Here is a 26612-nt window from a genome sequence, read left to right as displayed (position 1 = left end):
GTCTGTCCGTAGAAGCCGGAGGTGCTAGCGGGCCATGTAGTCGGGGTCCAGTTCCTGATAGACCTCGTCCACCATCCAGTCGCGGATGACTTCCGGAATGTCGGTGTCGCTGAACCGGCTCTGCACGGCGGGACTGGAGGCGAAGGCGGCAATGTGCGCCAGCTCTTCGCCTGTCAGCTCGATCTGGTAGCCCATCTCCATTTCCTGCAGCACGATCATGGTCGGCGCGCCCCGCCACATACGCGCGGTGAAGTCGAGCACGTCCAGATACGGCGCGTCAGGGTCGGCATCCAGGGCCGGGGCGGCTTTGCCGCCAACGCCGTTGACCGCATGACAGACGACGCAGCCCTTGCCGACAAAAAGGCGCAGCCCTTCTTCAGGGTCGGCGAGGGGGATCACCAGTTTTTGGCTTTCCTGCTCCTGAGCGGCGGTGGGCAGGGCCCAGAGGGCGAGGGCGGCAAGAGCGGTCAGAAAGAGGCCAGCGGCCAGGCGCGCGGCAGGGGTCATGCAAGCATCCTTTCACGGTCAAGCGGTCGGGACTGCCCAGTCATCCCTACAGAATCGAATCGGATGCTAGCATCTATGCCGGCGGCTGGCGACCGCGGGAGCGGCGCTCGCTCAGCTGGTGCCCGGCGGGCTCAGGTATCCTTGGGGACGCTGTCGCTTTCGGGCAGCGGGGTCGGCAGGGGCGGAAGCGGCATCAGTTCGGGCTTCGCCGGCGCCGTTTCCGCCGGCGGCTCGATCACGGGGCCGGTCTCGGCCGTTCCGGCCGGCTTGGGAACCATGGAGTCGCTTTCGGAGCCGTCGACTGTGTCGGCCGGTGTAATGGCCGGCGCGATGGTTGCGGATACGGCTTCGCCCGGTCCGGGCGCTTTGGCGCCTGCCTCCGCATCCGCGGCATTCTTCTGCAGTTCTTCGCTGATCACCTCGGCAATTTCCAGAAGGCGCTTCTGTTCCATCATGCCGATCAGGCTGTAGGCGAAGCTTCCGCTGCGCCAGAAGAACTGGGACGCTTCGCCTTCGCGGGTGAAGGTGAAGCTGGTGTTGGCGTTGGAGCGGCCGGCCCGCATGAAAAGCGAGATCCGCTCTCCATCCTCGTCCTGGTACAGCAACTGTGCCGCGCGCTGGCCATTGGCGCCGGGCGTCACCCGCTCCGCGACAAGCTGGAAGCCAAGGCTCTCCAGGTCAGGCACACGCAAGGGGGCGCCCTCGGGCTGTTCCGACAGCCAGGTGACCACCTGGCGGCCGCCGTTCTCGCTGCCGGCAAGCTGCCGTTCCGCCAGACGCGCGTGAGCCTCGGCTGCCTGTTGGGTGAAGGCCACCAGGGGGTCGGTCGGCCTGAAGAATTGCTCGTAGGTCAGCCAGCCGGCGCCGCCGGCGGTGATCATGACCGCAAGGGCGGCCGCCAGGCTGCGCAGCGGACGGCTGTAGCTGCGCCTTGGCGCTGCGGCCCGAAGCTTGCCGTCGAGTTGCTGTGCCAGCATCGCCATCTGCGGCGGCAGACGGTCGAGATCGTCCGTGCTGCCAGACCCGTCGTTGCTCGAATCGAACAGGCCGTGCAGACCGATATTCTGTTTGCGGTAGGCGGCCAGGCGCTCGCTCTCGTCGGCGCGCAGCGCCAGGTAGGCCTCAATCCGCGCGCGATCGGCCGCCGGCAGCAGACCGTCGACATAGGCCTGCAGGTCTTCTTCGGAAACGCTGTTGTCGTTTCCGGAAGGCGGCTCCTGCCACTGCGGCGGTTCCCGGCCGGTTGGGGACATTGGCCCTACTGTACCTTCCTTAGGTTGGCCATCGGCGCCCCGCTGGTAAGGCGTCTGAGCGCCTCCCGACCACGCGAAAGACGGGACATGATGGTGCCGATGGGCACTTCCATGACGGCGGCAGCGGCCTTGTAGCTCATGCCTTCATAGCCGACCAGCAGGACGGCCTGGCGCTGCTCCTCGGGAAGTCTTTCGAGCGCTTCGGCAAGGTCTCGCAAGGCCAGTCGATCGGTCTGCGATGCCGGCCTGGACAGACGGTTTTCGAGGAACTCGTCGGTGAGATTGTAGCTCCAGCGCTGCTTCTCGTTCAGCCGGTCCACATGCGCATTGTGCAGGATGGCGAAGAGATAGGCTCTGAGGTTGCGGATCTCGGAGCCCTTCTGGCGCCGGGCGAGTGCCCGGCTGAGGCATTCCTGAACGAGATCGTCGGCTTCAGCCGGATCGCCCGTCAAGGCGCGTGCGTATCGTCTGAGACCGGGGATATGCTCCAAGACCGAGGTTTCTGCTTCAGCCACGCTTGGTACCTCCCTGGATATGGTGCTCTCTCGGGAAGGGCTCTCCCCAACCCGATCGATTTGAAGGTAGGCGTCGCGGCTTTGGCTGTCCTGGAACCTTAACGGGACTGATTTATGGCGAATTGTGGCGCAAAGGCGGGCAAACCCGGCGGCCTGCTGCCGCCGGAGTCCGCCTGCGCTGCGGGTGATGGCCGTAACGCGGCCGCGATTGCCCGCAGCGAACATGAAACTACTGCGTGCTGCTCGACGCGGGATCGTCGGCGGGGGCCGGCAGGTCGTCCTGCTGCGGCGCCGTGGCGCCGGCCTCCGGAACGGTCGACTCCGGCGTGGTGGTCGGAGGCAGAGCCGTGCTGCTGCTGGATCCCGAATCGGCGGGCACTGCGCCCTGCTGCAGAGGCTGGCTGCTGCCGTCGCCGCCGTTCTCGGACTGCTGCTGTTGGTCGCAAGCGCCGAGCGAGAGGGCGAGAGCCGCCGCGACAATACTGGTGGAAAGAAGCGTCTTCTTCATAGTCGGATCCTCCGGGTGCAATGACCGCTGCTGTTGCGGACAATTCTGTTGGCACGCTGCCCAGTCGTTCTCCTGGTTCTCAGCCACCGCTGACGCGTGGTTGAGGGAGGGGTGCGGCCGGCGCCATGGGGAGAGAGCTGCGCCGGCCGCCAATACGGGCCGTGAGGGAAGGGCACCGCCCGTAGTTCTCAACGTCACCAAAGTCGTCGGGCACGACGTTGCCTGTTTCGGTCAATACAATTTCACTTGGCACCTTCACCCGTGCCCCCATCCTCTGCTTTAATCGCGCCGCCGTCAGATGACCGGCTGGCCAGTCGTTGGTTTGCCGGCAGCGAAAGGAAGGAAGTCACAGGTTCCGTGCTTTCATACTTAGAGACCGCCCAGTCTGGCGGTTTATTCCCCATCGCGGCGCCTTGTTTCAGCCGGCCGTTGTGGCGTCGCGTTAACGCCCCGGTAATCTGCATTCAGGCATTTAGATGGGTGTCTGACAGATGGTGGGGCTGGTGGATGGACGCCGTCGCGCGCTGCGCTTCCCACGGCTCTGGCGGAGAGGGGGCGGCGCGCTCACACCGGGATCGCTGACGACAATGCGGTGGTTTGACGGACTTTCAGCTCTTGCGATATCTGCCCTGGCGACCCTGCTGGTGGCGCAACCCGCCGTGCGGGCACTGGAAGGCCCCGCCCTTGATGGTCTCTTCGCCCTTAGGCATGCCCTCTACGGGCAGCGCCATCTTCGCCAGGCATCACCGACGGTTATCATCGGCGTCGATCGCGAGACGCAACTGCGCCCGCCGTTTGACCGGCTGCCCTTCGAGCTGTGGACGCCCCAGGTGGCAGAGGTTATGGCCGCCGTGCGTGAAGGCGGTGCCGCGGTCATGGCTCAGTATCACGGCTTTACGGCTTCCGGCGAAGCCGCGGCACCGGGCTATGACACAGTCTACACCGGCTTCCTGCGTGAAGCCGGGCAGGCCAGCCAACTGGTGCTGGGCCGCCGGGCACCGGGCCCGGACCGCCTCTCGCCTTTGCCTGCGCACATCGCCGCCGTCGGTGGCTATCGCCACGTCCGCCTTGCGGAGCTGCAGCCCGACAGCGATGGGGTCGTGCGCCGGATTGCCCTCTACCATGAACTGCCGACGCCAAGCGGCATCACACGTCTGGAGCCATCGCTGCCGCTGGAACTGGCCGCCCGTGCGCTGAACGAGCGGCCGGAACTGGTGGCGGGCAGCGATATCCGCCTCGCCGACCGCTCGGTCCCGGGCTCCGCTGCCAATGCGATGATCCTGAACCCCGACAGCGGCAACGGTGGGATTCCGGTCTACTCCTTTGCCGATCTGCATGCCTGTGCCGGGCAGGGCGAGCGAGACTTCTTTGAAGAACGGTTTCGAGGCAAGGTCGTTCTGCTGGGACGCGTGGAAGCGCCTGCGGGCCGGCATCTCACCTCCGCGCGCTATCTCGACGCCGGCAGCAGTGGGGCTTTGAGCCCCGGCCGCTGTCAGTTGCCGGCAATGCGCAGCCTCGAGGCGCTCGAGGGGCCGCCCGGGACGGCCGATGTCGTCGTGGCTGCCACGGCGGTAAACAACCTGCTGCGCGGCGAAGCGATCAACAGCCTTGTTGCGCCTTTCGGTATTGTCGTCGCCGCACTTCTGTCTCTTGCCGTGGCGGTTGCCGCCTTGCGGATCCGGATCTGGATCGTCCTGCCGGCGGTCGTTCTGTTCGCCGTGCTATGGATCTATGCAGCCGCCGCCATGCTGGACCGCGAGGCTTGGCTGATGCCTTTGGTTCAACCGCTCCTGGCAGTCGGTGTCAGCTTCCTGCTTGCACTCCTTTACCGCTTTGCGCCGCGCCGGCGTCGTCGGGTCGCCCCGGGCTGACGGCTGGGCGCAGCGCCCTTTGGATCTGCGGCTGGGAAGGGCAGTCTGCCGACCGCAGTTTGAGCCAAATCAAGGCCTTGCTTCTGGGAACCGGCGAAACTTCCTGAGTTAAGTCGCATCGCTCGAGGAGTATTCGCAATGCCAGGGAAGACGACCCGGTCGCGTGTTCTTGTGTCTGTCGCTTTGGCCGCCGCGCTGGCGTCATCACCGGCCCTCAGTCAGACCTCCGAGCAGGAATGGGGCCCGATCCTGCGGGACCAGATGCTGGTCAGCTACGACTGCGAGGTCGCCTTCTTTTCCCAGGTCGCCGAGCGCAACGTGAACGGCGAGGTCATCGTCATTGCCAAGGTGCACTGTATCGACAAGCGCACCTTCGATGCCTATCGCCCTGGCTCTTTCGAAGCCTTTGAAGTCCACCCCTGCGAGAACCCCGAAAACCGGGTTTGCTAGCGCCCCTCTGCCAAGTTGGCTAGGCGGTCTTCTTCGTATCGAAGAGTGACGGCAGGGCCGGCATCAGGAGGCGGAACGGCACCAGCATGAGTGCCGTCATGGCGATCTTCACACCGAAGTCGCCGAGCGCCCAGGTCTGCCAGGGCAGCCCGGTGCCGGCAAAAGCGATCGACCAGAAAAGCGCGGTATCCACCGCGGAGCCGAGCAGGGATGACACCAGCGGCGCCCGCCACCACAGGCCGCTGCGCAGCCGATTGAAAACCGCGACATCGAGCAGCTGGGCGACCAGAAAGGCCGACCCTGAAGCGACCGCAATGCGTGGATCGGCAAGCCAGAGTGACAGCACCACCGCCAGCGCGAAGCCTGCGTAGATCACGCGGCGCGCGGCGCGCGGCCCGAGGCTGCGGTTGGTCAGGTCGGTGATGAGGAAGGCGACCGGATAGGAAAAAGCCCCCCAGGTCAGCCAGTCGTTGATCGGAAACTGGACCAGATAGTTCGACAGCGCGACGATAGCGGTCATCGCCGCGACGCCGGCGGCGATACCCTTCGCGGAAACTGTAAAACGCGCTTCGGTCATTGATCACTTCCAGGCCTGAGTGCAGGCGCGAGCCCTGCCCGCGACCGGCGGACTTCCTATCAGACTGGAAGGGGTGCGGCCAGCAGGAAATGGCTCCTTTTGCCGGTCTGGCGTCAGGCGATCACCGGCAGGGGTCGCTGCCGTCCGAAGGTGTTGACGGCCGGCGGCAGCTCCAGCCAGCCCTGTGCCAGGGTGGCGTAGAGTTGGCGGAAGTCCAGGCTGTGGATCAGATCGCCGCCCTGCAGGTCGCCGACAGAGGGTTGGTGTCCGTAAAGCCCACCACGCAGTCTGCCGCCGAGCAGGAAATGCGGGGCCGCCGTGCCATGGTCCGTGCCGCCGCTGCCGTTCTGCGCCACCCGGCGGCCAAACTCCGCATAGGTCACCACAAGGCAGCGGTCCCAGGCGCCTGCTTTTTTGAGCGCCTTGGCGAAAGCGCTGAGGCCGGCGCCGAGGTCGGCCAGCAGACGCGGATGGCGCGCGGCCTGATTGGCGTGGGTGTCGTAGCCGCTGTGCTGCACCTTGATGACCGCTGCCGGTGCGCGCGCCGCGATGACAGCGGCGGCGAGGCGGAGTTGCCGGCCCAGCGGCGACTTCGGGAAATCCGACTTGATCTGCTTTGCGGATTCCAGCGCGGTCGTCAGCCGGCCGGCCGCATCGCGGGCTTGGCGGCGGACCGCGAGAATATGATCCAGCGCCGGATTGGCGCTCTGCGCGTCGCGGCCGTCCAGCAGACGCGTTGCGGTCTGCAACTGCTTGCTGTCTTTCAGAACTACCGGCGTCAAGGCTTCGCCGGCCAGCGGTCCGACCGGGCCACCCAGCACGACGCCCAAGGGCCCCAGGCCCTGTGGCAGGCCGCCGGCCTCGATGATGGCGCGATGCAGCCATCCATCCTGCAGCGTCTGCTCGCTCTCGGAAGCCGTGTTCCAGATCTCGATGGAGCGGAAATGGGAACGGTTGGGCCGTGGATAGCCGAGCCCCAGCACCACCGCAAGTTCGCCGGTCCGCCAGTGAGGCATCAGGGGTTTGAGGTTCGGGTGCAGCCCGAGGGTTTCGTCAAGGTGCAGAACGCGGTCGCGCTCGACGGCGAGCCTCGGGCGCGTCTGGTAGTAGGCCGGGTCGGTGTAGGGCACGACCGTGTTCAGTCCGTCGTTGCCGCCGCTCAGTTCGACAAGCACGAGGGTCTTTGCCAGCCCGGGGTCCGCGGCGGCCGGGGCTGCCCTGACAGCGGACAGCAACGGCAGTCCCAGTCCCAGGGCGGCGGCGCCCTTCAACAGGCTGCGGCGTGGAATGGCGGCCCGCCTTGGGCTTCTCCTGTCGGGGCTCTTCATTTCAGATGATATGCCGGATCGCCGAGCAACTGGCGCACCTGCGCACCGCTGGCGTGAAGGTCGAGGATTTCGGAATCGACCGGCGCAATCGGCAGCAGCAGCATCGTCATTGCACCGGCGCTACGCCAGGGGTCCGGCAGGCTCGCGACCCAGTTGTCGAACAGGCGGGCGCGCCGTGCCTTTCCAGTGTTTGCAGCGGTCCGCATGGCGGCCGGCCCGGCGATGGCTTTGCTGTCCCCGGTGATCCGCTCCAGCAGATCCTGGCGGTCCACGAGGCTGCTCGCTGTGATCCAGGCCGTCCCGCCCGGCCAGCCCTTGACGTTCGGCGGATCGAAAAGGTTTTGGCCGAGGCGGCCGGTGAGCCGCGCCAGGTCCTCGTAGCGTTCGACGGGGAGGTCGAAGAGGCGGACCGTTCCGACCACAAAGTCGACGGGCGACTTGATCAGGCGGCCGCGATTCTCGGGCGCCCAGAAGGACTCGCTGGTGAAAAGCGCCGCAAGCAGGGGCTTGATTTCGTATCCGCTGTCACGAAAGACGGCGGCGAGGCGCTCGACCTCCTGCGGGTCGGGCCGTTCGGAGATGAAGTGCCGCCAGAGCTTCTCGACAACAAAGACGGCGGTGCGCGGATGCTCCAGCAGGATGGTGATCACATCGTCGCCGTCCAGCGGACCCTGCGTGCCGAGCACCGTCTTCCGACCGTCGTCGTGCCAGCGCTTGCGAAGGGTGAAGCCGGCGTCCTTGCGGTCGACGCTCCACCCAGTGAAAGCGCGCGCCGCCTCCTTCAGGTCCGCTTCCTGATAGTGGCCTTCGCCGAGGGTGAAGAGCTCGAAGAGTTCCCGCGCGAAGTTTTCGTTCGGGGCGTTCTTGCGGCTGCGGGCGCCGTCGAGGTAGATCAGCATCGCCGGGTCGCGGGCCACCGCCCGCAGCAGGCGGGCGAAGTTTCCGACCGCCTCCTGGCGCAGCAGCCGGTTCTGGCGGTACATCAGAACCGGTGCCTTCACCTTCTTCAGGCTGGAGGTGAAGTGGTTGTGCCAGAACAGCGTCATGACCTCGGTCAGAGGGCTGGCGGTCACCGTCATTTCCTGAAGCCACCAGGCTTTCAGTTCCAACGCCTGCTTGCGCATCAGCTTGCGCAGCGCCTGCTTCTCCTCCCGCGACAGATCCGGCATGCGCGGCGGTGTCCAGTCCGCCGTCCAGCCGGGTGGTGCGGTTGTCGCCTCTGACGAGCTCGTGCCGAGGATGCGTTCAACCGCTGCGCTACGCGAAAGGGGTAGGAGGGCGTCGATTGTCTCGGGCTCGGCGGCAAAACCGCTGCGCGCGAGAAGATGCCGGGCCTCCTCCCGGCTTAATGCCGCAGCGGCGCCGGGAAGCAGTGCAGCCAGCACAAGCAGTGCTGCCAGTGCGGCGGAAAAAGAGCGGGCCTGTGAACGCACCATCGTCATTCCGGAACCCTGCAATCCCCTGTCGCCCATGGGCGGGCGCAAAAATCGCCCGGACTTGCGAGTTATCCTCATTATACGCCCTTTGCGAGGCTTTCGTCCCCCCTTGCTCTTGGGCTAGCTTCATCGGGCCGTGGCCGCAGGTTTGTTTTCGGGGGAGTAGTTTTTGCCGTCCGCCAGTGGTTGGGGATCGAAGGGCCGGGCCCGCTATGTCCGGGCGTGCCTTTCGTCTCTGCTTATCTTGTTCTTCGCAGGTTTTGTTTCTCCGCTTCCTGCCCAAGACGTTGCGCTCCCTCCGGCGCCTTTCAAGGCGTTGCCGGAGGGAACCCTGATGGTTTGGGAAAACATGGACACCGGAAAGCGTGTGGAGAGCGTGGTGGGCCGGACCGTCGGCAAGATCGTGAGCTGGATCTGGGAAGGCAGAACCTTCTCAAGCTGGGGGCACGTCTGCATCGATTGTGTGGCGGCCGGCGTTGCGCCCGACGGGGGCGTTCTTGGTCTTCTCTATCCTCTTGAAGTGGGAAAGACCGTCTCATTCACCCGCAACTGGGGCGGACAGAGCTGGACCGACCGCATCACGGTGGCGGGTACGGAGCGGGTCGAGGTTCCGGCCGGAACATTCGACACCTTCGTTCTGCTGCGTCAGTCGGAACAGGTCGGCAGCGACTGGCGGGCCGAGCAGCGCAACTGGTTCGCGCCGGAATTGGGCTGGGTTGTCCGCTTCGAAGGGTTCAACAACCGTGGTTCGGGGGAGCGTTGGCAGGCGGTCCGCTTCGAGTAAGCGCTCTGGCCGCCGATTCCGGCCATAGACCCACAAGAATCCACAGTTTTCCACATATCTGGTCCTAGACAGCCATAATCTCCCCCTATATTGTGCTGAAATCAAGTCGCCGTACGACATATAGTACCCTGTACCAAATGTAGCATTAGACATAGAGGCAAACGCATGACTTGGACCGAAGAACGTGTCGCCGAACTCATGCGGCTTTGGGAAGCCGGTCGCAGTGCTTCGGAAATCGGTCGCCTTCTGGGAGTGTCAAAGAACTCGGTCGTCGGCAAGGCCCATCGCATGAAGCTCGCGGCGCGGCCCTCGCCGATCAAGCGGGGCGGAAGTGCGACGAGCCGCCGGCCGGCAGCGCCAGCGGCGCCCAAGCCCGCAATGCGCGTAGCGGCCCAGCCCAAGATCGAGCGGCCGGTTGCAGCGCCGGCGCCGGCAGCCGTGGAAGTGCGCCGCCCGGCGCCGATTGTCAGGCGCGCCAGCGGCAAGGGGCCCAACTGCCTCTGGCCGATTGGTGACCCGGGCGATCCCGATTTCCATTTCTGTGGCGCTCCAGCGGTGCCGGGCAAGCCGTACTGTGCGGAGCACTGCGCCCGTGCCTACATCGTGCGCAGCAACCGCTCGGATTCGGAAGCGGCTTGACGCAGCCGGCCTGACGCAGCCGGGACGTCTTACGAGAGTTGGCAATCGACCGTGCCCGGCGCCTCGCGTCGGGCACGGTTGCTTTCAGCCATAGACGACACGGGCCGCGCCACCGCGGCGCGGGTCGCCTGCGGCACTGAAGGTTCCTTCGCCATCGCGTGCGACGCCGTGAACGCCGCCGAAAAACAGATTGTGCTTCGGCCAATCGATAGCCTCGTATCCGTTGTCAGCCAGAAGCTCGCTGCCGCCGTCCAGCAATCCGCCTTCCAGGTTGGCGAGTCTGCCTTCCAGGTGCAGGCGCGGCGCCTCGGTGGCGGCCTGCAGGTCCATGCCGTGATCGAGCAGGTTGGTCAGCACCTGCAGCACGGCGCTGCGGATGCGGTTGGACCCGCCGGAACCGATGGCGAAGAGCGAGCCCTTCGCGGTCCTGGCGAGGGTCGGCGCCATCATTGACGACAGGCGGCTGTCTGTCGGCCAGCGGTGAAAGCCGCCGCGGTTGAGATCCTCTTCGCCGAGCATGTTGTTCAGCGTGATCCCGCTGCCCGGCAGTTGGCGCCCGCAGCCCTCCCCATTGGAAAGGCTCATGGCGGCAAGGTTGCCGGCGGCGTCGACGACGGAGATGTGGGTCGTACCGCGGGTGAAGCCGGCATGGCCCGCGACCTCGGTGGCATAGCGCTTAAGCAGACCGGGATCGAAGAGACGCTCGGCGGCAGCGGTCTCCTCCGCTTCGCCGCTGGCCTCTTCCAGGCGTGCCTCCACCCGCGCCTTGTTGGTCAGCTCCATGATCCGGGCCATCAGCAGCAGATGCTCTTCGCTGTTCGGCCGCAGCCGCCCGAGGTCCTCTTCGCCCAGCAGGTGCAGGGCAAAGCCGATCAGGATACCGCCGCAGGACGGCGGCGGATTTGTCAGGACCTCCGCATTGCGGTAGCGGCAGGTGAAGGGATGTCGTTTGATCACGCGATAGCCGGCAAGATCCGCCGCCGTCAACTGGCCGCCGCCGTCCCGGCAGAGGGATACCAGTCTTTGTGCCATTTCGCCCTCGTAGAAGAGGCCGTCTCCCTCCCGCGCGAGCGCGTCCAGGCTGTCCGCCAGCGCGTCCTGCCGAAGGGTGTCGCCGGCACCCAGCAGCGTACCCGAAGGGCCGGTAAAGAGGCTGCGCGAACAGGCTTCCGCGGTCAGGATCGGCGCGACGACGCTGAAAAGGTAGGCATCGATGGGGCGCACCACGACCCCCTCGCGCGCCAGGCGGACGGCAGGGGCCACGAGCCGCGGCAGCGGCAGGCTGGCGAGGTCGCGATGGATGGCGAAGATGCCGCGCACGGCGCCGGGGGTGGCCATGGCCCCAAGGCCGATGTGGAACTCCTGCGTTGCCGTGCCGAAGTCGGCGTGGATGGGATAGAAGTCGAGCGCTTCCGGCGCTGTGCGCTGCCGGGGCGTCTGGACGAAGAAGTCGTAGAGCGCCGGCTCGGCCTCGTCAGGCTGGGCGAGGAGGAAGCCGCCGCCGCCCAGGGAGCAGAGCACTGGCTCGGCCACGCAGGAGGCGAAGAAGGCGGCCAGCACCGCATCGAAGGCATTGCCGCCATCGCTCAGGACTTCTTCCGCCGCCGCTGCCGTCGCCGGGTGGCCGCAGGCCACGGCCCCCAGCGGCCGACCCGCGGCGGTTGCCTTGCCAGACGTCATGTGCGCTGCCCTGTCCCCTGTTCCCTACGCCTCTTGCGGAGGCCGATACGCAAACCGCGCGGCGCCCCTTTGTTGTCTGACAGGGTGGGCACTTTCGCCTGCCTTGGCAATGCTTTCGCAGGCCTCTGTGCAGAGCCGAGTCTGAGCCGGTTCAGAGCAGCTCTCCGGCTTCCCGCTGGAAGGCGAGGTAGCGCTCATATCGCCCGAGCAGCAGGTCACGCATCCCTGCATCCGGTGCAATGGTGGCCTCGCTGGCCGGTTTGGCCGACAGGCAGGCTGCGGCTTCCGCATCGCCGGCCGCCACCCGGCCGAGGCGGGCGGCGCCGAGGGAGGCGGCGACGTCGCGGCCGCTGGGCAGGTCGACCGGGCGGTCCAGCAGGCTGGCGATCATCTGACACCACAACCGGTTCTGCGCGCCGCCGCCGACGATCTGAAGATTCTCCGGCTTGAGGCCGACTTCGGCCTGCGCCTCCAGGCACTCGATGAACTGAAAGCTGACGCCTTCCATGACGGCCCAGCCGAGCATGCCGAGGTCAGTCGAGAGCGAGAGCCCGGCCAGGAGGCCGCGGGTCGCCGGGCGGTTGTGGGGCGTGCGGATGCCGTTGAGAAAGGGCAGCATGACCGGTGCCTCGGCGGCGCGGCCTTCGGTCCAGAGGCGGTCGGCTTCGCCGGCCATCGTGGAGAGGCTCTTGCCGCCGATGCCGAGCACCCAGTCGACACTGGCCGTCGCCGCCATCACGCAGCCCATGGAAAGGAAGGCGTCGGGGGCGGCATGGGCATGGGTCAGCACCGCCTTGTCGGGCAGCGGGCGGTACTGGGAGTCGACGATGCAGACCACGCCGGAGGTGCCGATGGTGATGATGGCATCGCCGGGCCGGGCGACACCGACGCCGACGCTGGCGGCCATGTTGTCGCCGGCGCCGGCGGCCACCGGCGTTCCCGCCGGGATCTTCCAGCGTGCCGCCAGGTCGGGCAGCAGGTCGCCGCCCGACGCCCAGGAGTCGATGATCGGCGGCAGCCTGTCGGCACTCCAGCCGGCTGCCGTGCAGAGTTCATCGCTCCAGCGCCGGCTCTCGGTTTCCATCACCAGCATGCCGCAGCCGTCGGAGGGCTCGGTGGCGCGCTGGCCGGTAAGGCGCAGGCGTACGAAATCCTTCGGCAGCATGACGCAGTCGGTCTTCGCGAAGACCTCCGGTTCATGTTTGGCGAGCCACAGCAGCTTGGGCGCGGTGAACCCGGGGTCCGGCGTGCAGCCGCTGCGGTGACCGATGTCGGGGGCACGCCGCAGCAGTTCGCTGCATTCCTCCAGGGCACGGCCGTCGTTCCAGAGAATGCCGCTGCGCAGCGCCCGGTCCTGATCGTTGACGACCACCGCCCCCAGCATCTGCCCTGACAGGCCGATGCCGCGCACCTGGGCCATGAGGCCGGGGTGTTGCCGTGCAAGTTCGTCGAAACAGCCCTGGGTCGCCGTCCACCAGTCGTCCGGATGCTGTTCGCTCCACCCCGAGTGCGGCCGCGAGACCTCCAGCCGGTAAGAGGCGGAGGCATGGATGTGGTCGTCGGCGTCGGCGACCACGACCTTGACGCCGGAGGTGCCGATGTCGATGCCCAGATACATGGCGTTCTCCCTCAGGTGATCCGTTTTCTTGATGTTCAGGCGCGGGCCTTGCCCTGCGGGCGTTCGCCGGCGGCGGCGAGGATAGCCTGGGCGGTGTCCTCGTCGGAAATGAAGACATCCACCGCTCCAGTGCCGAGCGCCGCCGTCAGGATCGGTACCTTGTTCGCACCGCCGGCGGCGAGGATGACCGAGTTCATCTCGAAGAGGTCGCCGAGGCCCACACCGATGACCCGGTCGTTGATGGGGTGGTCGACCAGCCGCCCTTCGGCGTCGAGAAACTGACCGAGGATGTCGCCGACGGCGCCGGCCTCGATCAGTTCCTCCACGGCGATGTCGCTGGGCAGGCCGTCTTTCACCAGGATCGATTGCTTGCTGGTGTCGCCGGCGGCCATGGTGACGGCGTCGACCCGGCGGATCTTGTCCAGCACCGCGCGGAAGACGTCGAGGCCCATCAGGGTATCGCGGCTTTCCTTGGAGCCGGCATAGAGCGGGGCTGTGAAGTAACTGTGCTGCGCGGCGCAGAGATCGGCCAGCCGCGTGGTGACCTCGAAGGTGTTGATGTCGGAGCCCTTGGTCATGCCGCCCATCATGGAGACGATCTCCAGGTCCGGGCGGTGCACAGGCTCCATGAAGCGCGTCGCCAGGTTCAGGGTATTGCCCCAGGACATGCCGAAAAGCGTGATCGCCGGGTCCGCCAGGATGCGCGTCAGGTGGTGGCCCAGGGCGGTGCCGACGATGGTCTGTACATTGCCGGGATCTGCAGGGCTGGGGACGATATAGGCCTCCGCGAGGCCGAAGCGCTCGCGCAGGCGGGCATCGAGGTCGACGCTGCTGGCGAAGGCCGAATTGATGGAGATGCGCACGATGCCGAGACGCCGGGCATCGGCCAGCGCCTTGTTAACGCGCAGGCGGGTGACGCCCAGCCGTTCAGCGACCGCGCCCTGGGTCAGGCCCTCGACGTGATAGAACCAGGCGACGCGGGTGAGGAAACGCTCCTCCTCGTCGATCTGCAGCGTCTTCGGCGCTCGTGCCACGGCCGTCCTTTCCTTACCCCCGGGCGTCCAGAATCGCGTCCGCAAGTTCCTGGAAGCCGGCGGCGCTGCGGCCCTGCGTAACCCATCGCGGCGGCGTCTCCAAGGCAAAGTCGCGCACGTTGGCGACACCCACGGAGTGCTCGAAGAAGGCGAACATGGGCTGGTCGTTGGGCGAATCCCCGGCGAAGGCGATCTCCGCCTTGGCGGCATCCAGGTCGAGCCCGAAGCGTTCGGCCAGGCAGCGCCGGGTCATGGTCAGCTTGTCGTACTGCCCGAACCAGCCGTTCACATGGATAGAGCTCACCTTGGCGGTGGCCCCGGCCTCCTCGAAAAGCCGGACGATGTGCGCCACCGCGCTGTCGGGAAGGGGCGCCACGTCCTCGCAGAAGTCGATGGCCAGATCGGCGAGGCGATAGTCCTGGTCGGAGGCGATGCCGCTGCCCGGCACCGCCGCCAGGATGTCATGGCGCAGCGCCTCCAGGCGTTGGCGGTCGGCAGCGCGTTCTTCGGCGGACTTGGCAAAGCCCTGATGCATGCGCCGTTCTTCTCGGTCGTAGGAGAAGTAGAGGGCACCGTTCTCCCCGACCACGGCGTCGACGGGCCACATGCGGGCGATGTGGTCGCACCAGCCGGCCGGCCGCCCGGTGACCGGAATGACCTTGAGACCGGCTGCGGAGAGCCGCTCCATGGCGGCAAGGCTCGCCGCCGGCAGGCGCCCCTCGTCGGTCACCGTGTCGTCGATGTCGGTGAGCAGGAAGCGCAGGGCGCGGCGCGCTTCCGCCGGGAACTCCGCCAGGGGGCGCATGGCGGCTATTTCACCGCGCCCATGGTGAGCCCGCGCACGAGCTGCTTTGAGGCGATGAGCGCAAAGACAATGACCGGGATGACGATCAGCGTGCTGGTCGCCATGTTCTTGCCGTAGGGCAGGTTGTAGCCCTCCATGAAGCCGACCGCGACGGCGGGCGCCGTCTTCGCCGCGGTGCGGGTGAGGACGAGCGCGAACATCAGCTCGTTCCAGGAGAAGATGAAGGAGAAGATCGCCGAGACTGCAACCCCGGGGGCAGCCAGCGGCAGGCAGATGGAGCGAAAGATGCGGAACTGGCTGGCCCCCTCCAGCACCGCGGCTTCGTCCAGTTCGCGCGGGATGGAGCGGAACTGGTCGGTGCAGATCCAGATCACGATGGGCAGGTTGAAGGTCAGGTAGATCAGGATCAGCACGATGTGGGTATCGAGCAGTCCGAAGAAGCGCACGATCAGGAAGAACGGCAGCGCGAGGACGATGGGGCTGACCATGCGGTTGGTGATGAACCAGAACCAGAGATCGCGCTTGCCGCGGAACTCGAAGCGAGCGAGGGCATAGGCCGCCGGCGCGCCCAGAACGAGGGCGAGCAGGGTGGTGCAGACCGCGACGATGAGGGAGTTGATGAGGCTGGCGCCCACCTTGTCCTCGAACAGCACCTCGACGTAGTTGGCGAAGGTCGGCGTGAACGTCCAGACCGGCGGGGAGGCAAGCGCGACCACCTGGTCCTTCAGGCTGGTGGTGACCATCCAATAGAAGGGGAAGAGGCAGCAGAGCACGATGGCGATGAGCAGCAGCGCCTGGGCGATGAGGCTGCGGTTGGTCATTGCTGCACCTCGCGGTAGATCAGCCGGATGTAGAGCTGGCTCAGGACAATGGTGATGATCAGCAGGATGATCGCCTGGGCCGAGGCCAGCCCCTGGTCGAAGACCCGGAAGCCGACGCGCTGGATCAGCAGGCTGATCAGCTCGGTGGAGGACCCGGGCCCGCCGCGGGTCATGGTGAAGACCATGTCGAAGAGCTTCAGGGTGTCGGCGGTGCGCAGGATCAGGATCGCCGTGAGGCCGGGAATGAGGAAGGGCAGTTGGACATGGCGCAGCACCAGCCACCACTTCTTGGTTTCCAGGCGCGCCGCCTCCTCGATCTCGCCCGGCACCGTGGTGAGGCCCGCCAGCAGCACCAGGGCGCAGAAGGGCGTCCATTGCCAGACGTCCCAGAAGGCGATGGCGATGAAGGCGTTGGTCGGATCGCCGATCCAGTTCACCGGATCGAAGCCGAGAAAGCCGATCAACTGGTTCACGACGCCGTACTTCAGATTGAACATGATCTGGCCGAGCAGGCCGACCACGGCGTAGGTGGTTGCCATCGGCACCACCAGCGAAAGCCGGGTGAGGGTCTTCAGGAAGCCGAGCCCGGGGCGGTGCAGCAGCAGGGCGATGCCCATGCCGAGGATGAGCTGCAGCGGCAGCACGATCACCAGCAGCGTCATGGTGCGCTGCATGGCGTCCCAGAACACCGGGTCGGTGAGGACCGTCTGGTAATTCTCCAGCCCCAGGAACGGCGTGCGCCGCAGGTTGGTGAGCTGATACTTGTGCAGCGAGGTGTAGACCGCGAAGGCCAGCGGCACGATCCCGATCAGCGCCAGGCTGAGAATGGCGGGGCCGAGAAAGCCGAAGATCGTAAGCCGGCTGACGCCCCCCGTTTTCATGCTCCCCCCGTCATGACGTCTTGTTCTTCGCCCTGTCTTGTCCTGCGGCCCTGATCCTGCCGGGACTCGGGGCTGCGCGGGAACTGTAGCAGAAGCTTGGTCTTCAGCGCTCATGGGGCGAAAAGGAAAGGGGGACGCAGGTTTCGGGCGTCCCCCTTTCCCCCAGGGAGGTTGAGCTTACTGGGCCAACGGCTTCTCGCCGCTGTAGTAGCCTGCGTCTTCAAGCACCGCTTCCATGCGCTTGCCGAGTTCTTCGGCACCTTCCTCGATGCTGACGTCACCCAGCATGATCCGGGTGCCCCATTCCTGCACGATCTCGGTGATCTCCGGCCATTCGGCGAAGCGCGGCCGGAACTCCGGCACGCCGTCCTGCCAGGACTCCACCAGCGCGTCGACGTACTGGTACTGCTCGGCCACACCCGGCAGCTTGTAGACGCTCTGGCGCGCCGGCACACCGCCCAGTTCGAGGTAGCGCTTGGCGTTGGCCTTGGAGGTCACCCACTGGATGAAGAGATAGGCCGCGGCCTGCTCGTCGTCGTCGGCCTGGCTCGCGACCGCCAGGGAGAAGCCGCCCAGCGCCGGCTTGCGCCCGGCCGGGCCCATGGGCTCCGGCGCCACGCCGAAGCAGTCGCCTAGGGTCGAGGTCTCGGGGCTGGTGAGGGTCGAGTAGAAGGCCGACCACTCGGTGATCATGGCGACGTCACCCTGGGCCAAGGCGTTGACGGTCTCGGCATGGTCGTAAGCGACGATGCCTTCAGGCATGTACTGCATCAGGTCCTGGCGGAACTTGAGGCCCGCCTGGCTCTCCGCGCTCAGCAGGTTGGACTTGAACTTGTCGTCCAGGAAAGAACCGCCGAAGGGCCAGAGCATGCGCGCGAAGCTGTCGGCCGACTGGGTCTCGTTGCGCTTGGACTGCAGGGCGAAAGCGTACTTGCCGTCCTTGGTGAGCGCAGGCCCGTAGACGTTCTTCAGTTCGTCCCAGGTCTGCGGCGGTCCGTCGAAGCCGGCCTCCTTCAGCATGCAGGAATTGTAGAACAGCAGGCCGGAGTAGTTGTCGAAGGGCAGGCCGTAAACCGTGCCGTTCCAGGCGCCGAAAGCGTTCAGCACCAGCGGGAAGAAGTCCTCCATGTCGAGCTCGGGATCGGCCAGCTCCGGGTTGGAGGTGAACTTCTCCAGCGGCACGATCCACTCGTTCTCGGCGAAGTTGCCGATCCACACGAGATCGATGAGGGCGATGTCGAGATCGCCGCCGGCCACGAAGTCGCGGACCTGCTCGCCGAGCGCGTTCTCGTAGGGATGCTTGATGATGTTGACCTTGATGCCGGTCGCTTCCTCGAACTCCGGCAGCATTTCCTCGGCGGCTTCGTAGCCGGGCCGCAGCAGAAAGACGACGTCGACCGTCGTCCCGGCGTAGGGCTTCGCCGCCTCCTCGAGCGACCAGCCGAAGGCCGGGCCGGTCCCCAGCGTCAGGCCCGCGCCCAGCGCCACGCTCGTTGCAGCGCCGAACGCCAAGCCACGCAGTGTCGATTTCAGCATGACCACTTCCTCCCTTGTTTGTTTTCTAGAGGAACCATACAAATGTCTTTGATCATTTACAATTGTTTTTCTGCGTGCTAGCCATAGGATGCTTGGGGGTTCGCTTCGGTGGCACGCACAGCACAAGGGCAGCACGCAAGAAGGCCGCGAAACGAAACCCGGATTTGAAGCGCGGGGAGGACCAGGTGGCGCGCGTCGCCTTTGCCAACGTCGACAAGTTCTATGGCGCCGTCCAGGCGCTCTCCGACGTTTCGCTGGAGATCGAAGACGGAGAGTTCGTCGTCTTCGTGGGACCCTCCGGCTGCGGCAAGTCGACGCTTCTGCGTTCGGTGGCCGGCCTTGAGTCGATCTCCGGCGGCGTCATTTCCATCGGCGACCGCGAGGTCACCCACGTGGCGCCCTCCGACCGCGGCGTCGCCATGGTCTTCCAGTCCTACGCGCTCTATCCGCACATGACGGTGCGGGCCAACATGGAGTTCGGCATGAAGATCAACGGCGTCGGGACCGCCGAGCGTACGGCACGCGTTGCGGAGGCGGCGCGGGTGCTGCAGTTGGAAGACCTGCTGGAGCGCAGGCCCGCGCAGCTGTCCGGTGGTCAGCGCCAGCGCGTTGCCATCGGCCGCGCCATCGTCAAGGAGCCGCAGGTCTTTCTGTTCGACGAACCGCTTTCCAACCTGGATGCCAAGCTGCGCGTCCAGATGCGCGTCGAACTGGAAGCCCTTCACGAGCAACTCGGTGCCACCATGATCTACGTGACCCACGACCAGGTGGAGGCCATGACCATGGCCGACAAGATCGTGGTGCTGAACGAGGGGCGGGTCGAACAGGTGGGCCCGCCCATGGAGCTTTACAACGCGCCGGCCACGGAGTTCGTCGCCGGATTCATCGGCGCGCCCAGCATGAACTTTCTCTCCGTTACGTCGACGGCGGGGGGGAACGGCGACCGCCTGACCTATGGGGCGGCGCAGATTCCGCTCGGCCGGGCTCTGAATCATGAAGGGCCGCTGCGGCTTGGCATACGCCCGGAGCATCTCCGTCTCACCGACGCGGGCGCGGGGACGTTGGATGTCGATGTGGAGGTCACCGAGGCTCTGGGCGGAGAGACCTATCTCTACAGCCGGACGGCGGAGGGCGACCGGCTGGTCATCAAGGCCGACGGTGACACGGCGCTGGCACCCGGGAAGACGGTCGGGCTGGCGCTGGAGCCCAGACGCCTGCATCTCTTTGGCGCCGACGGGCGCAGCCTGTTGGCCTGAGCGCCGCCGAGAGCGCGCTTTGGTGCGGGCAGGAGCGAAGGAAGCGCATGTCTGACTGGAAACAGCAGCTTGAGGATCTGGTGGCGCCGGCGGTGGCGCGGTCGCGCCATATCGATCGCATCCTGGTCGACCGCGACGCCCTTTCGCAGGCTGGTGCAGTCTTTAAGGAGTGTTTCGGGGCCGAGCGGGCTTTTCTGATTGCCGACGACAACACCATGGCCGCGGCGGGCGCGCGGCTTGACGCCGTTCTGCAGGCATGCGGCATCGCGGTGGAGCGGATGGTGCTTCCCAGCAGGCCACGGCCGAAACCAACCCTCGCCTTGGCACAGGAGGTCCGCGCCCGCTGGCAGGCAGCCGACGGCGAAGCGGTTCCGGTGTCCGTGGGCTCGGGGGTCCTCACCGATCTCGTCAAACACGCAGCCTTTATGGAGGGCCAGCCCTTCTTCTGCGTTGCGACCGCGGCCTCCATGGACGGCTATGCCAGCGCCGGCGCGCCGCTGGTGGAGGACGGCTTCAAGCACACCATTCCCTGCGCGCCGCCGCGCGCCATTCTGGCCGACCTCGACGTCATTGCCGCCGCGCCGGCCGAAATGACAGGCTGGGGATACGGCGATCTTGCCGGCAAGGTTCCGGCGGGCGGGGACTGGATTCTGGCCGATGCGCTGGGTATCGAGCCCTTGGATAGCGTCGCCTGGCCGCTGGTGCAGGACCGGCTGCGCGACTGGCTGGCCGATCCGGCGGCCCTGGCCGCGCGCGATCCTGCGGCGACGGCGGGTCTTTTCGCCGGGCTGACGGTGACCGGGCTGGCCATGGAGTTCCATGGCTCCTCGCGCCCGGCCTCCGGCGCCGACCATCAGATCGCCCACCTCTGGGAGATGGAGAACCTCAGTCATGGCGGGCAGCCGGTTTCCCACGGCGCCTGCGTGGCCGTCGGCACCCTTGCCACGCTCGCGCTTTTCGACTGGCTGTTGGATCAGGACCTGACCAGGCTGGACAGGGACCGGGTCCTGGCTGGCAGGCCGGGCCCGGATGCGATTGAAGCCACCATCCGGCAGGCCTTTCCCGAGCCCGCTGTCGCGGAGCGTGCGCTTGCCGAGACCATGATCAAGCTGCCGTCGCGGGACACCCAGGCCGAGCGGTTGGAGCGCATTGTGAAGACTTGGCCGGCGCTCCGTGGCAGGCTGAAGACGCAGTTGCTGAGTGCTGCAGAGATGCGCCGTCTGCTCGCCGCTGCGGGTGCGCCGGCCAGTGCCGGTGGAATCGGCCTGGATCCGGCGCACACCAAGGCGACAGTGCTCAGGGCACGCTTTATGCGGCGGCGCTACACCGTGCTGGACTTCCTGGCCGAAACCGGCCTGCTGGCGGCGGCGACGGACACGGTCTTTGCGGTCGCAGCGGCGCCCTGAGGTCCCTGGAAGGCCGCAGCGACAAGAGGGGGGAATGGTTGATGGCGCCATGGCAGAGTTTGGCCGAGCAGGGCGTTGCGGAACTCCGCGCGGCGGTGCTGGCGGTGGACGACGGCGCCGTCGAATCCCTGATCGATGCCATCGTCGCCGCAAACCGGATTGCGCTGCACGGTGTCGGACGGGAAGGGTTGATGATGAGGGCCCTCGCCATGCGCCTTTTCCATCTCGGCCTGCAGGCCCATGTGGTGGGCGACATGACGACGCCGCCCCTCGGCAAGGGCGACCTCTTGTTGGTCTCCGCCGGCCCGGGCCATTTCGGCACGGTGGCCGCCCTGGTGGAGACGGCGTCCGCCGCCGGTGCCCTTACGGCCTGTTTCACCGCACAGCCCGGCGGCGCCGTTCCTAAAGCCTGCGAACTCGTGGTACTGCTGCCGGCGCAGACCATGGCCGATGATCAGCAGCCCGCCGCGGCTTCGGTCTTGCCGATGGGCTCGCTCTATGAAGGCGTTCAGTTCATCGCCTTTGAACTGCTGGTCCTGCGCCTGCGCGACCGTCTCGGCGAAACCGCCGAGACGATGCGGGCCCGGCATACGAATCTGGAATAGGGAGGGCGTCATGCCCGATGCTTCCGATCAAGAAGCGGGAACGACCTGGGTCGACCGTTTTTCGCTCAACGGCAAGAAGGCCGTCGTGACCGGTGCCACCAAGGGTATCGGCAACGAGATCTGCCGGGTCTTTGCGGAGGCGGGCGCCGACATCGTCGCCATGGGCCGCGACCAGGCTGGGCTTTCCGCCGTCTGCGAGGTGATCGAAGCCAGGGGCCGGCGGTGCCTCGGCGTCAAGGCGGACCTCGCCAGCATCGAGGGCGTGGACGAGGCGGCGTCCCTGGCGCTCGATTACTTCGGCAGCGTCGACATCCTGGTGAACAGCGCCGGGGTCGCCCTGGTCGCGCCATTGCTGGAGGCGAGCGTCGAAGACTGGGACCGCACCATGGCAATCAATCTGCGGGCGCCTTTCCTGCTGGGCAAAGCCTTCGCGCCCGGCATGATCGCGCAAGGCGGCGGCAAGATCATCAACATCTCCTCCCAGACCGGGGTGATCGCGCTGCCGGAGCACGCGGCCTATGCCTCCTCCAAGGGCGGTCTCAACGCCCTCACCAAGTCCATGATGGTGGAGTGGGCACCACACAACATTCAGGTCAACGCCATCTGCCCGACGATCATCCTGACCCCGATGGGCCGCGAGGTCTGGGGCGATCCCGCCAAGGGCCAGCCCATGCTTGACCGAACCCCGCTGGGGCGCTTCGGCGAGCCGGTGGAGGTCGCCGACCTCGCCCTCTACATGGCCTCGCCCGCTTCGGACCTGATGAACGGGGCTATTGTGATGCTGGAGGGCGGTTTTACGGCGGTTTAGGGGTTCCTATGGCTAAGCCACTGAAGTCGCAATGAAAACTGAGGCTGAAGTGAGCATGCCCCGGCCCGCTCGTTAACCAAGGCCATAAGAAAAGCCTTAACCCGAAGTCTCCACGATGATCGCTTCTCGGGGGAGACCACCGGGATTCTGCCACCGGATGACGGGGCCGGCGCGAGCCGCCTTCGGCAGGATCGCGGCAGAGAGGAGCCGTCATGGCAGACTACAGGGACGAGGGGGGCGCGGTCGTTTCCACCGGCTTGCTCGGCCACACCCTGCGGCTGGCCGCCGCTGTCGTGGTCATCGGGTTCGTGGTCGTTCTGCTGATCGATCGCAACGACGGGATGGCCGATCTTGGCGATCCTGAAGAACCTGCGGCGCAGGTCTCGGCGGTGCCCGGTGCAGGCGCACAAGCCGGTTCTCAGGGTGGCAGCGAGATCGTCCTCAAGGCCGGCGCTCACGGCCACTTCATGGTCGACGCGACCGTGGACGGAGAGGTCATCCGCTTTCTGGTGGACACCGGCGCCAGCTCGATCTTTCTGACTCCCCAGGATGCGGAGACTCTCGGCTGGTCCAAAGAGCGTCTGACCTTCAGTCAACGCTACGAGACAGCCAATGGAGAGATCCGCGCCGCCCCGGTGGAACTGCGTTCGGTGCGCATCGGCCAGTTGGAGTTCTACGACCTGCCCGCGTCGGTCGGCGAAGCCCCGGGGTCCATATCGCTCCTCGGGATGAGCTTCCTGAAACGCTTTGAAAGCTACGAGTTCCGCGGCGACACGATGATTCTGACCTGGTAGCGCCTCACGCTGCAAGTGTCTGGCCGAGGTCGGGGAAGCGCCAGGGGTGGGCCGCTTCGAAGGCGCGTGAGGCCCTCAACACCAAAGCATCGGCATAGCGCGGCCCGACAATCTGCAGGGCTACCGGCAGGCCCTGGGTGGTAAGACCGCAGGGCAGGGCGGCTGCGGGCTGTTGCGTCAGGTTGAAGGGATAGCTGAAGGGCGTCCAGTCCGGCCAGCGGGTCATACCGCTCTCCGCCGGCACCTCGAGGCCAGCCTCGAAAGCGGAAAGCGGCAGGGCCGGCGTCAGCAGCAGGTCGTAGTCGCTGTGGAAGCGGTTGGCCTCGACGATGAAGGCTTCGCGGCGGGCAACCGCCTCCAGATAGTCGAGCAGGCCATAGCGGGCACCGTCTTCGGCGATCTCGCGGAAGCCCGGGTCCATCTGCGCCTGTGCCGCGGCATCGAAGCGGCGCATCAGGTTCGCCGCACCGGCATACCAGAGGCAGCGGAACACGGCATCGGCGCCTGAGAAATCCGGTTCGGCCAGCTCCACCTCGGCCCCCAGGTCGGCGAAGCTCCAGGCGGCCTTGGCCACCAGCGCCGCCACCTCCGGGTCCACGGTATGACCGCCGAGGCTCGGCGCATAGGCGACCTTCAGCCCCTCGATGCCGTCGTTGAGGCCGTTCATGTAGTCCGTCGCATCGTAAGGCAGGCTGTAAGCGTCGCGGGGGTCGGGCTCGGCCAGCACCGACAGCAGCAGCGCCGCGTCGTCGACGCTCCGGGTCATCGGCCCGACATGGGAGACGGTGCCGAAGGGGCTCAGCGGATAGGCCGGTACCCGCCCGAAGGAGGGCTTGATGCCGTAGGTTCCGGTGAAGGCGGCCGGAATGCGGATGGAACCGCCGCCATCGGTGCCCAGCGCCAGGGCGCCCATGCCGGACGCCAGGGCCGCTGCGGCGCCGCCGCTGGAGCCGCCCGGGGTCGTCTCGGGGTTCCAGGGGTTGCGGGTGATGCCGGTGACCGGCGAGTCGGTCACCCCCTTCCAACCGAACTCCGGCGTCGTCGTCTTGCCCAGGATGACGGCCCCGTGCTCCTTCAGCCGGGCGACCGCAGGGGCATCCTCCGCCCAGTCCTGCGCAGGGTCGATCGCCTTGGAGCCGCGCAAGGTCGGCCAGCCGCGGGTCAGCAGGATGTCCTTCACGGACGCGGGGCAGCCGTCCAGACGGCCGCGCGGCGCACCGAGGCGCCAGCGCTCCTCCGACTCCCGCGCTGCCGCCAGGGCACCCTCGGCATCGATCACATTGAAGGCGTTGAGGGCGGGGTTGACGGTCTCGATCCTCTTGAGAACCGCCTCGGTGACCTCTACCGGCGACAGCTCTGCGGCGCGGTAGGCCGCCAACAGCGCGTTGGCCGTCATCATTGCAATCTCGGTGCTCATAGGCTGGCTGGGCCCCTCTTGCCTGTCTGCAACTGCCGTCTCCGGACGCGATTCCTGGCATGGCGGGCCAGAGTCTGTCGAGAAGCGGGGTCTGTCGAGAAGCGGGGTCTGTCGAGAAGCGGGGTCTGTCGAGAAGCGGGACCCGGGCGTATGCATGGCGTGACGATTTTCGTTTCGCCGCGGCTGTTTGCCCGAAACTGGCCACTTTCTGCGTGTAGGCTAGAATAAAGGTGGAATAGGGGTCCGGCCCCACGCGTTGTGAGATCGAGCCTCTTGAAGCGGAGAACGACTATGCGCGCGTCACGAAAAGCCTTCATTCCTGCCGCTTTTGCGGTGGCCCTGTTGTCCGGAGCGGGTGTCGCTCTGGCGCCCTGCTGCACGGCCTTTGCCGCCGACCGGCAGCTCACCGAGAGCGAGGAACCGGGTGAACTGGCGCGCGAAGGCCTGGAGCAGATGATGCGCGCGCTTCGGCTTCTGGTCGACAGCATACCACAGTATGAGCTTCCGGAGATGCTCGACAACGGCGACATCATCATCCGGCGCAAGGATCCGCAGGCCCCGCGCAAGCCGGAGGATCCGGACATCGACGAGACGGCGACCTAGTACGGCCAGACTGCGGCTCCGGGACTCTGTCACCGGGACTCTGGCACCGGTACTCTGGCATCGGGACTCTGGCATCGGGGCCGCCGGGAATGCCGGGGCCCCGCACAGCACAGTTGTTCGCAGAGCCGATTCAGCTTAATCCGGAGTTGGTGGAACGGCAGGGGCGCGAAGGCGTCCCGGGCGGCCTTTGAAGCCATCCGTCTTGAGAGGGGAGCGCATGAACGACCAGGACCCGTTTGCCGGCCTTGACGAGGGTCGACCTCCCTGGGACGCATTGGGCGCCTTCGTACCGGCACCGCAGCCGGAGATAGAAGGTGCCGGCACTGGCCCTCTGGCCGGGCTCGGTTTTGCGGCGAAGGACATCTTCGACATCGACGGCTACGTGACAGGCTGCGGCAATCCGGACTGGATGCGCACCCACGGGCCCGCGACGGCCCATGCGCCGACGGTGAGCGCCCTTTTGGACGCCGGGGCCCGGCTGGTCGGAAAGACCGTAACGGATGAGTTGGCCTTCAGCCTGAACGGTCAGAACCATCACTACGGCACGCCGACCAATGTGAACGCGCCCGGGCGCATTCCCGGCGGTTCCTCCTGCGGTTCAGCCTCCGCGGTGGCGGGCGGCTTGGCCGATACGGCGCTGGGCAGCGACACCGGCGGCTCGGTGCGCATTCCCGCCAGCTATTGCGGCCTCTTTGGCATGCGGCCCAGCCACGACCGCATCTCCCTGACCGGTGTCATGCCTCTGGCACCCAGCTTCGACACGGTCGGGTGGTTTGCCCGCGATGCAGAGCTGCTGCGGCGCGTCGGTCTGGTGCTGCTGGGGACCTCCGGTGGCCGGGTTGAGCGCTGGAAGCGCCTGCTGGTCGCCGAAGACGCCCTGGCGCTGGCGACGTCGGCCGTTCAGGCGGCGCTGGTGCCGCTGATCGAGCGACTGAACCAGCGCATCGGATCGCGCAGTGTGGTCCTGGCCGCAGGAGAGAACCTCAGCCTGGAAGACTGGATGTGGCACTTCCGCCATCTCCAGGCCCGCGAGATCGTCGCCACCCATGGACGCTGGATTGCCGAGACGAAACCGGCGTTCGGGCCCGAGGTCCAGGAGCGCTTCGACTGGGCGCACAGCATTACCGAAGAGCAGGCGAAGATCGCCCGGCCGTTGCGGGACGTCTTTACCGCCCGCTTGACGGAGCTTCTGGGCGACGACGCCCTTTTGGTGCTGCCGACGGCTCCGGGTATCGCTCCGCGCGATGACGGCGATGCCGAGGCCTTGCGTGCCCACCGCAGCGCCGTCCTATGCCTGACCAGTATCTCCGGCCTCTCGTGCCTGCCGCAGGTCACGCTGCCGTTGGCCCGGGTCGAGGGCTGCCCCGTGGGGCTTTCCCTCATTGCCCCTTACGGCGCCGACGAGGACCTCCTGGCCTTTGCCGAAGCGCTCTGCCGCAGCGGCGAGGAAGACCCGGTGTCGTAGCGGCGGCCGTCCGGG

At 66.7% G+C, this 26612-nt stretch carries 26 protein-coding genes; 11 read left to right on the top strand and 15 right to left on the bottom strand.

Translation table 11 applies throughout. The features are described 5' to 3' along the window. Positions 1-24: 24 nt before the first annotated feature. The 4 genes from Q0982_RS18975 to Q0982_RS18960 form a co-directional block, all read right to left on the bottom strand. Positions 25-507: a c-type cytochrome gene (locus Q0982_RS18975; RefSeq protein WP_299398173.1), complete on the bottom strand. Its 483-nt coding sequence runs from the start codon at positions 505-507 to the stop codon at positions 25-27. Positions 508-638: 131 nt separating this feature from the next. Further along, a complete protein-coding gene (locus tag Q0982_RS18970) occupies positions 639-1760 on the bottom strand; it encodes an anti-sigma factor (RefSeq protein ID WP_299398171.1) in 1122 nt (373 codons plus the stop codon). 5 nt (positions 1761-1765) lie between these two features. Next, positions 1766-2275, bottom strand: a complete 510-nt coding sequence (locus tag Q0982_RS18965) for a sigma-70 family RNA polymerase sigma factor (RefSeq protein ID WP_299398168.1) — start codon at positions 2273-2275, stop codon at positions 1766-1768. A gap of 229 nt (positions 2276-2504) precedes the next feature. After that, positions 2505-2783: a hypothetical protein gene (locus Q0982_RS18960; protein WP_299398167.1), complete on the bottom strand. Its 279-nt coding sequence runs from the start codon at positions 2781-2783 to the stop codon at positions 2505-2507. 587 nt (positions 2784-3370) lie between these two features. On the opposite strand from Q0982_RS18960, the gene Q0982_RS18955 reads away from it, so the two are divergent. Both Q0982_RS18955 and Q0982_RS18950 read left to right on the top strand, forming a co-directional pair. Beyond that, a complete protein-coding gene (locus tag Q0982_RS18955) occupies positions 3371-4654 on the top strand; it encodes a CHASE2 domain-containing protein (RefSeq protein ID WP_299398164.1) in 1284 nt (427 codons plus the stop codon). Between the two features lie 138 nt (positions 4655-4792). Beyond that, entirely contained in the window at positions 4793-5104 is a 312-nt protein-coding gene (locus Q0982_RS18950) for a hypothetical protein (RefSeq protein WP_299398162.1), read from the top strand. 19 nt (positions 5105-5123) lie between these two features. Here Q0982_RS18950 and Q0982_RS18945 read toward each other — a convergent pair whose 3' ends face one another. The 3 genes from Q0982_RS18945 to Q0982_RS18935 all read right to left on the bottom strand — a co-directional run bounded on the left by Q0982_RS18945 (position 5124) and on the right by Q0982_RS18935 (position 8445). Next, the gene (locus tag Q0982_RS18945) at positions 5124-5681 is read right to left on the bottom strand and encodes a queuosine precursor transporter (RefSeq protein WP_299398159.1); all 558 of its coding nucleotides are present in this window, start codon (positions 5679-5681) and stop codon (positions 5124-5126) included. A 113-nt stretch (positions 5682-5794) separates the two neighbouring features. Further along, the gene (locus Q0982_RS18940; protein ID WP_299398157.1) at positions 5795-7009 is read right to left on the bottom strand and encodes a DUF1501 domain-containing protein; all 1215 of its coding nucleotides are present in this window, start codon (positions 7007-7009) and stop codon (positions 5795-5797) included. Next, the gene (locus Q0982_RS18935; protein ID WP_299398154.1) at positions 7006-8445 is read right to left on the bottom strand and encodes a DUF1800 family protein; all 1440 of its coding nucleotides are present in this window, start codon (positions 8443-8445) and stop codon (positions 7006-7008) included. Before Q0982_RS18935 ends, Q0982_RS18940 begins: the two co-directional genes overlap by 4 nt. Positions 8446-8779: 334 nt before the next feature. On the opposite strand from Q0982_RS18935, the gene Q0982_RS18930 reads away from it, so the two are divergent. Together Q0982_RS18930 and Q0982_RS18925 are read left to right on the top strand one after the other, a co-directional pair. Then, positions 8780-9229 carry a hypothetical protein gene (locus Q0982_RS18930; protein WP_299398152.1) on the top strand — a complete coding sequence of 150 codons (450 nt, stop codon included), beginning with the start codon at positions 8780-8782 and terminating at the stop codon, positions 9227-9229. 165 nt (positions 9230-9394) lie between these two features. Further along, positions 9395-9868, top strand: coding sequence for a GcrA family cell cycle regulator (locus Q0982_RS18925; RefSeq protein ID WP_299398149.1), 474 nt, complete (start codon positions 9395-9397; stop codon positions 9866-9868). 84 nt (positions 9869-9952) lie between these two features. Here Q0982_RS18925 and Q0982_RS18920 read toward each other — a convergent pair whose 3' ends face one another. The 7 genes from Q0982_RS18920 to Q0982_RS18890 form a co-directional block, all read right to left on the bottom strand. Then, positions 9953-11548, bottom strand: coding sequence for a gamma-glutamyltransferase family protein (locus Q0982_RS18920; protein ID WP_299398148.1), 1596 nt, complete (start codon positions 11546-11548; stop codon positions 9953-9955). Between the two features lie 151 nt (positions 11549-11699). Continuing rightward, positions 11700-13166: a xylulokinase gene (gene xylB, locus Q0982_RS18915; RefSeq protein ID WP_299398145.1), complete on the bottom strand. Its 1467-nt coding sequence runs from the start codon at positions 13164-13166 to the stop codon at positions 11700-11702. A 35-nt stretch (positions 13167-13201) separates the two neighbouring features. Then, entirely contained in the window at positions 13202-14200 is a 999-nt protein-coding gene (locus Q0982_RS18910) for a sugar-binding transcriptional regulator (RefSeq protein WP_299398144.1), read from the bottom strand. A gap of 13 nt (positions 14201-14213) precedes the next feature. Next, entirely contained in the window at positions 14214-15005 is a 792-nt protein-coding gene (locus Q0982_RS18905) for an HAD family hydrolase (protein ID WP_299398141.1), read from the bottom strand. Between the two features lie 5 nt (positions 15006-15010). After that, positions 15011-15826 (bottom strand): carbohydrate ABC transporter permease, encoded by an 816-nt coding sequence (locus Q0982_RS18900; RefSeq protein WP_299398139.1) that lies wholly within the window; start codon positions 15824-15826, stop codon positions 15011-15013. Continuing rightward, positions 15823-16707 carry a carbohydrate ABC transporter permease gene (locus Q0982_RS18895; protein ID WP_299398136.1) on the bottom strand — a complete coding sequence of 295 codons (885 nt, stop codon included), beginning with the start codon at positions 16705-16707 and terminating at the stop codon, positions 15823-15825. The genes Q0982_RS18900 and Q0982_RS18895 overlap by 4 nt, the downstream gene beginning before the upstream one ends. A gap of 177 nt (positions 16708-16884) precedes the next feature. Then, on the bottom strand, positions 16885-18243 hold the full coding sequence (locus tag Q0982_RS18890; protein ID WP_299398134.1) for an ABC transporter substrate-binding protein: 1359 nt from the start codon (positions 18241-18243) through the stop codon (positions 16885-16887). Between the two features lie 185 nt (positions 18244-18428). Between Q0982_RS18890 and Q0982_RS18885 the strand changes: the two genes are divergently transcribed. The 5 genes from Q0982_RS18885 (at position 18429) to Q0982_RS18865 (ending at position 23112) form a co-directional block, all read left to right on the top strand. Beyond that, complete coding sequence (locus tag Q0982_RS18885) at positions 18429-19499, top strand: ABC transporter ATP-binding protein (protein ID WP_299398131.1); 1071 nt, start codon at positions 18429-18431, stop codon at positions 19497-19499. 47 nt (positions 19500-19546) lie between these two features. Beyond that, positions 19547-20905 carry a sn-glycerol-1-phosphate dehydrogenase gene (locus Q0982_RS18880; RefSeq protein WP_299398128.1) on the top strand — a complete coding sequence of 453 codons (1359 nt, stop codon included), beginning with the start codon at positions 19547-19549 and terminating at the stop codon, positions 20903-20905. Positions 20906-20946: 41 nt separating this feature from the next. Then, positions 20947-21510, top strand: a complete 564-nt coding sequence (locus Q0982_RS18875; protein WP_299398127.1) for a 6-phospho-3-hexuloisomerase — start codon at positions 20947-20949, stop codon at positions 21508-21510. A gap of 10 nt (positions 21511-21520) precedes the next feature. Continuing rightward, a complete protein-coding gene (locus Q0982_RS18870) occupies positions 21521-22318 on the top strand; it encodes an SDR family NAD(P)-dependent oxidoreductase (protein ID WP_299398125.1) in 798 nt (265 codons plus the stop codon). A gap of 212 nt (positions 22319-22530) precedes the next feature. After that, positions 22531-23112 carry a TIGR02281 family clan AA aspartic protease gene (locus Q0982_RS18865; protein ID WP_299398123.1) on the top strand — a complete coding sequence of 194 codons (582 nt, stop codon included), beginning with the start codon at positions 22531-22533 and terminating at the stop codon, positions 23110-23112. Positions 23113-23116: 4 nt separating this feature from the next. Here the strand turns inward: Q0982_RS18865 and Q0982_RS18860 are convergent, their stop codons facing one another. Next, a complete protein-coding gene (locus Q0982_RS18860; RefSeq protein WP_299398120.1) occupies positions 23117-24529 on the bottom strand; it encodes an amidase in 1413 nt (470 codons plus the stop codon). Between the two features lie 291 nt (positions 24530-24820). On the opposite strand from Q0982_RS18860, the gene Q0982_RS18855 reads away from it, so the two are divergent. Together Q0982_RS18855 and Q0982_RS18850 are read left to right on the top strand one after the other, a co-directional pair. Then, the gene (locus Q0982_RS18855; RefSeq protein ID WP_299398118.1) at positions 24821-25132 is read left to right on the top strand and encodes a hypothetical protein; all 312 of its coding nucleotides are present in this window, start codon (positions 24821-24823) and stop codon (positions 25130-25132) included. 217 nt (positions 25133-25349) lie between these two features. Beyond that, entirely contained in the window at positions 25350-26597 is a 1248-nt protein-coding gene (locus tag Q0982_RS18850) for an amidase (RefSeq protein ID WP_299398115.1), read from the top strand. The last annotated feature ends 15 nt before the right edge of the window (positions 26598-26612 follow it).

It is taken from the genome of Pelagibius sp. (assembly GCF_028281305.1).
Taxonomy (GTDB): domain Bacteria; phylum Pseudomonadota; class Alphaproteobacteria; order Kiloniellales; family Kiloniellaceae; genus Pelagibius.
This window is presented reverse-complemented; position numbering and strand designations above follow the sequence as displayed.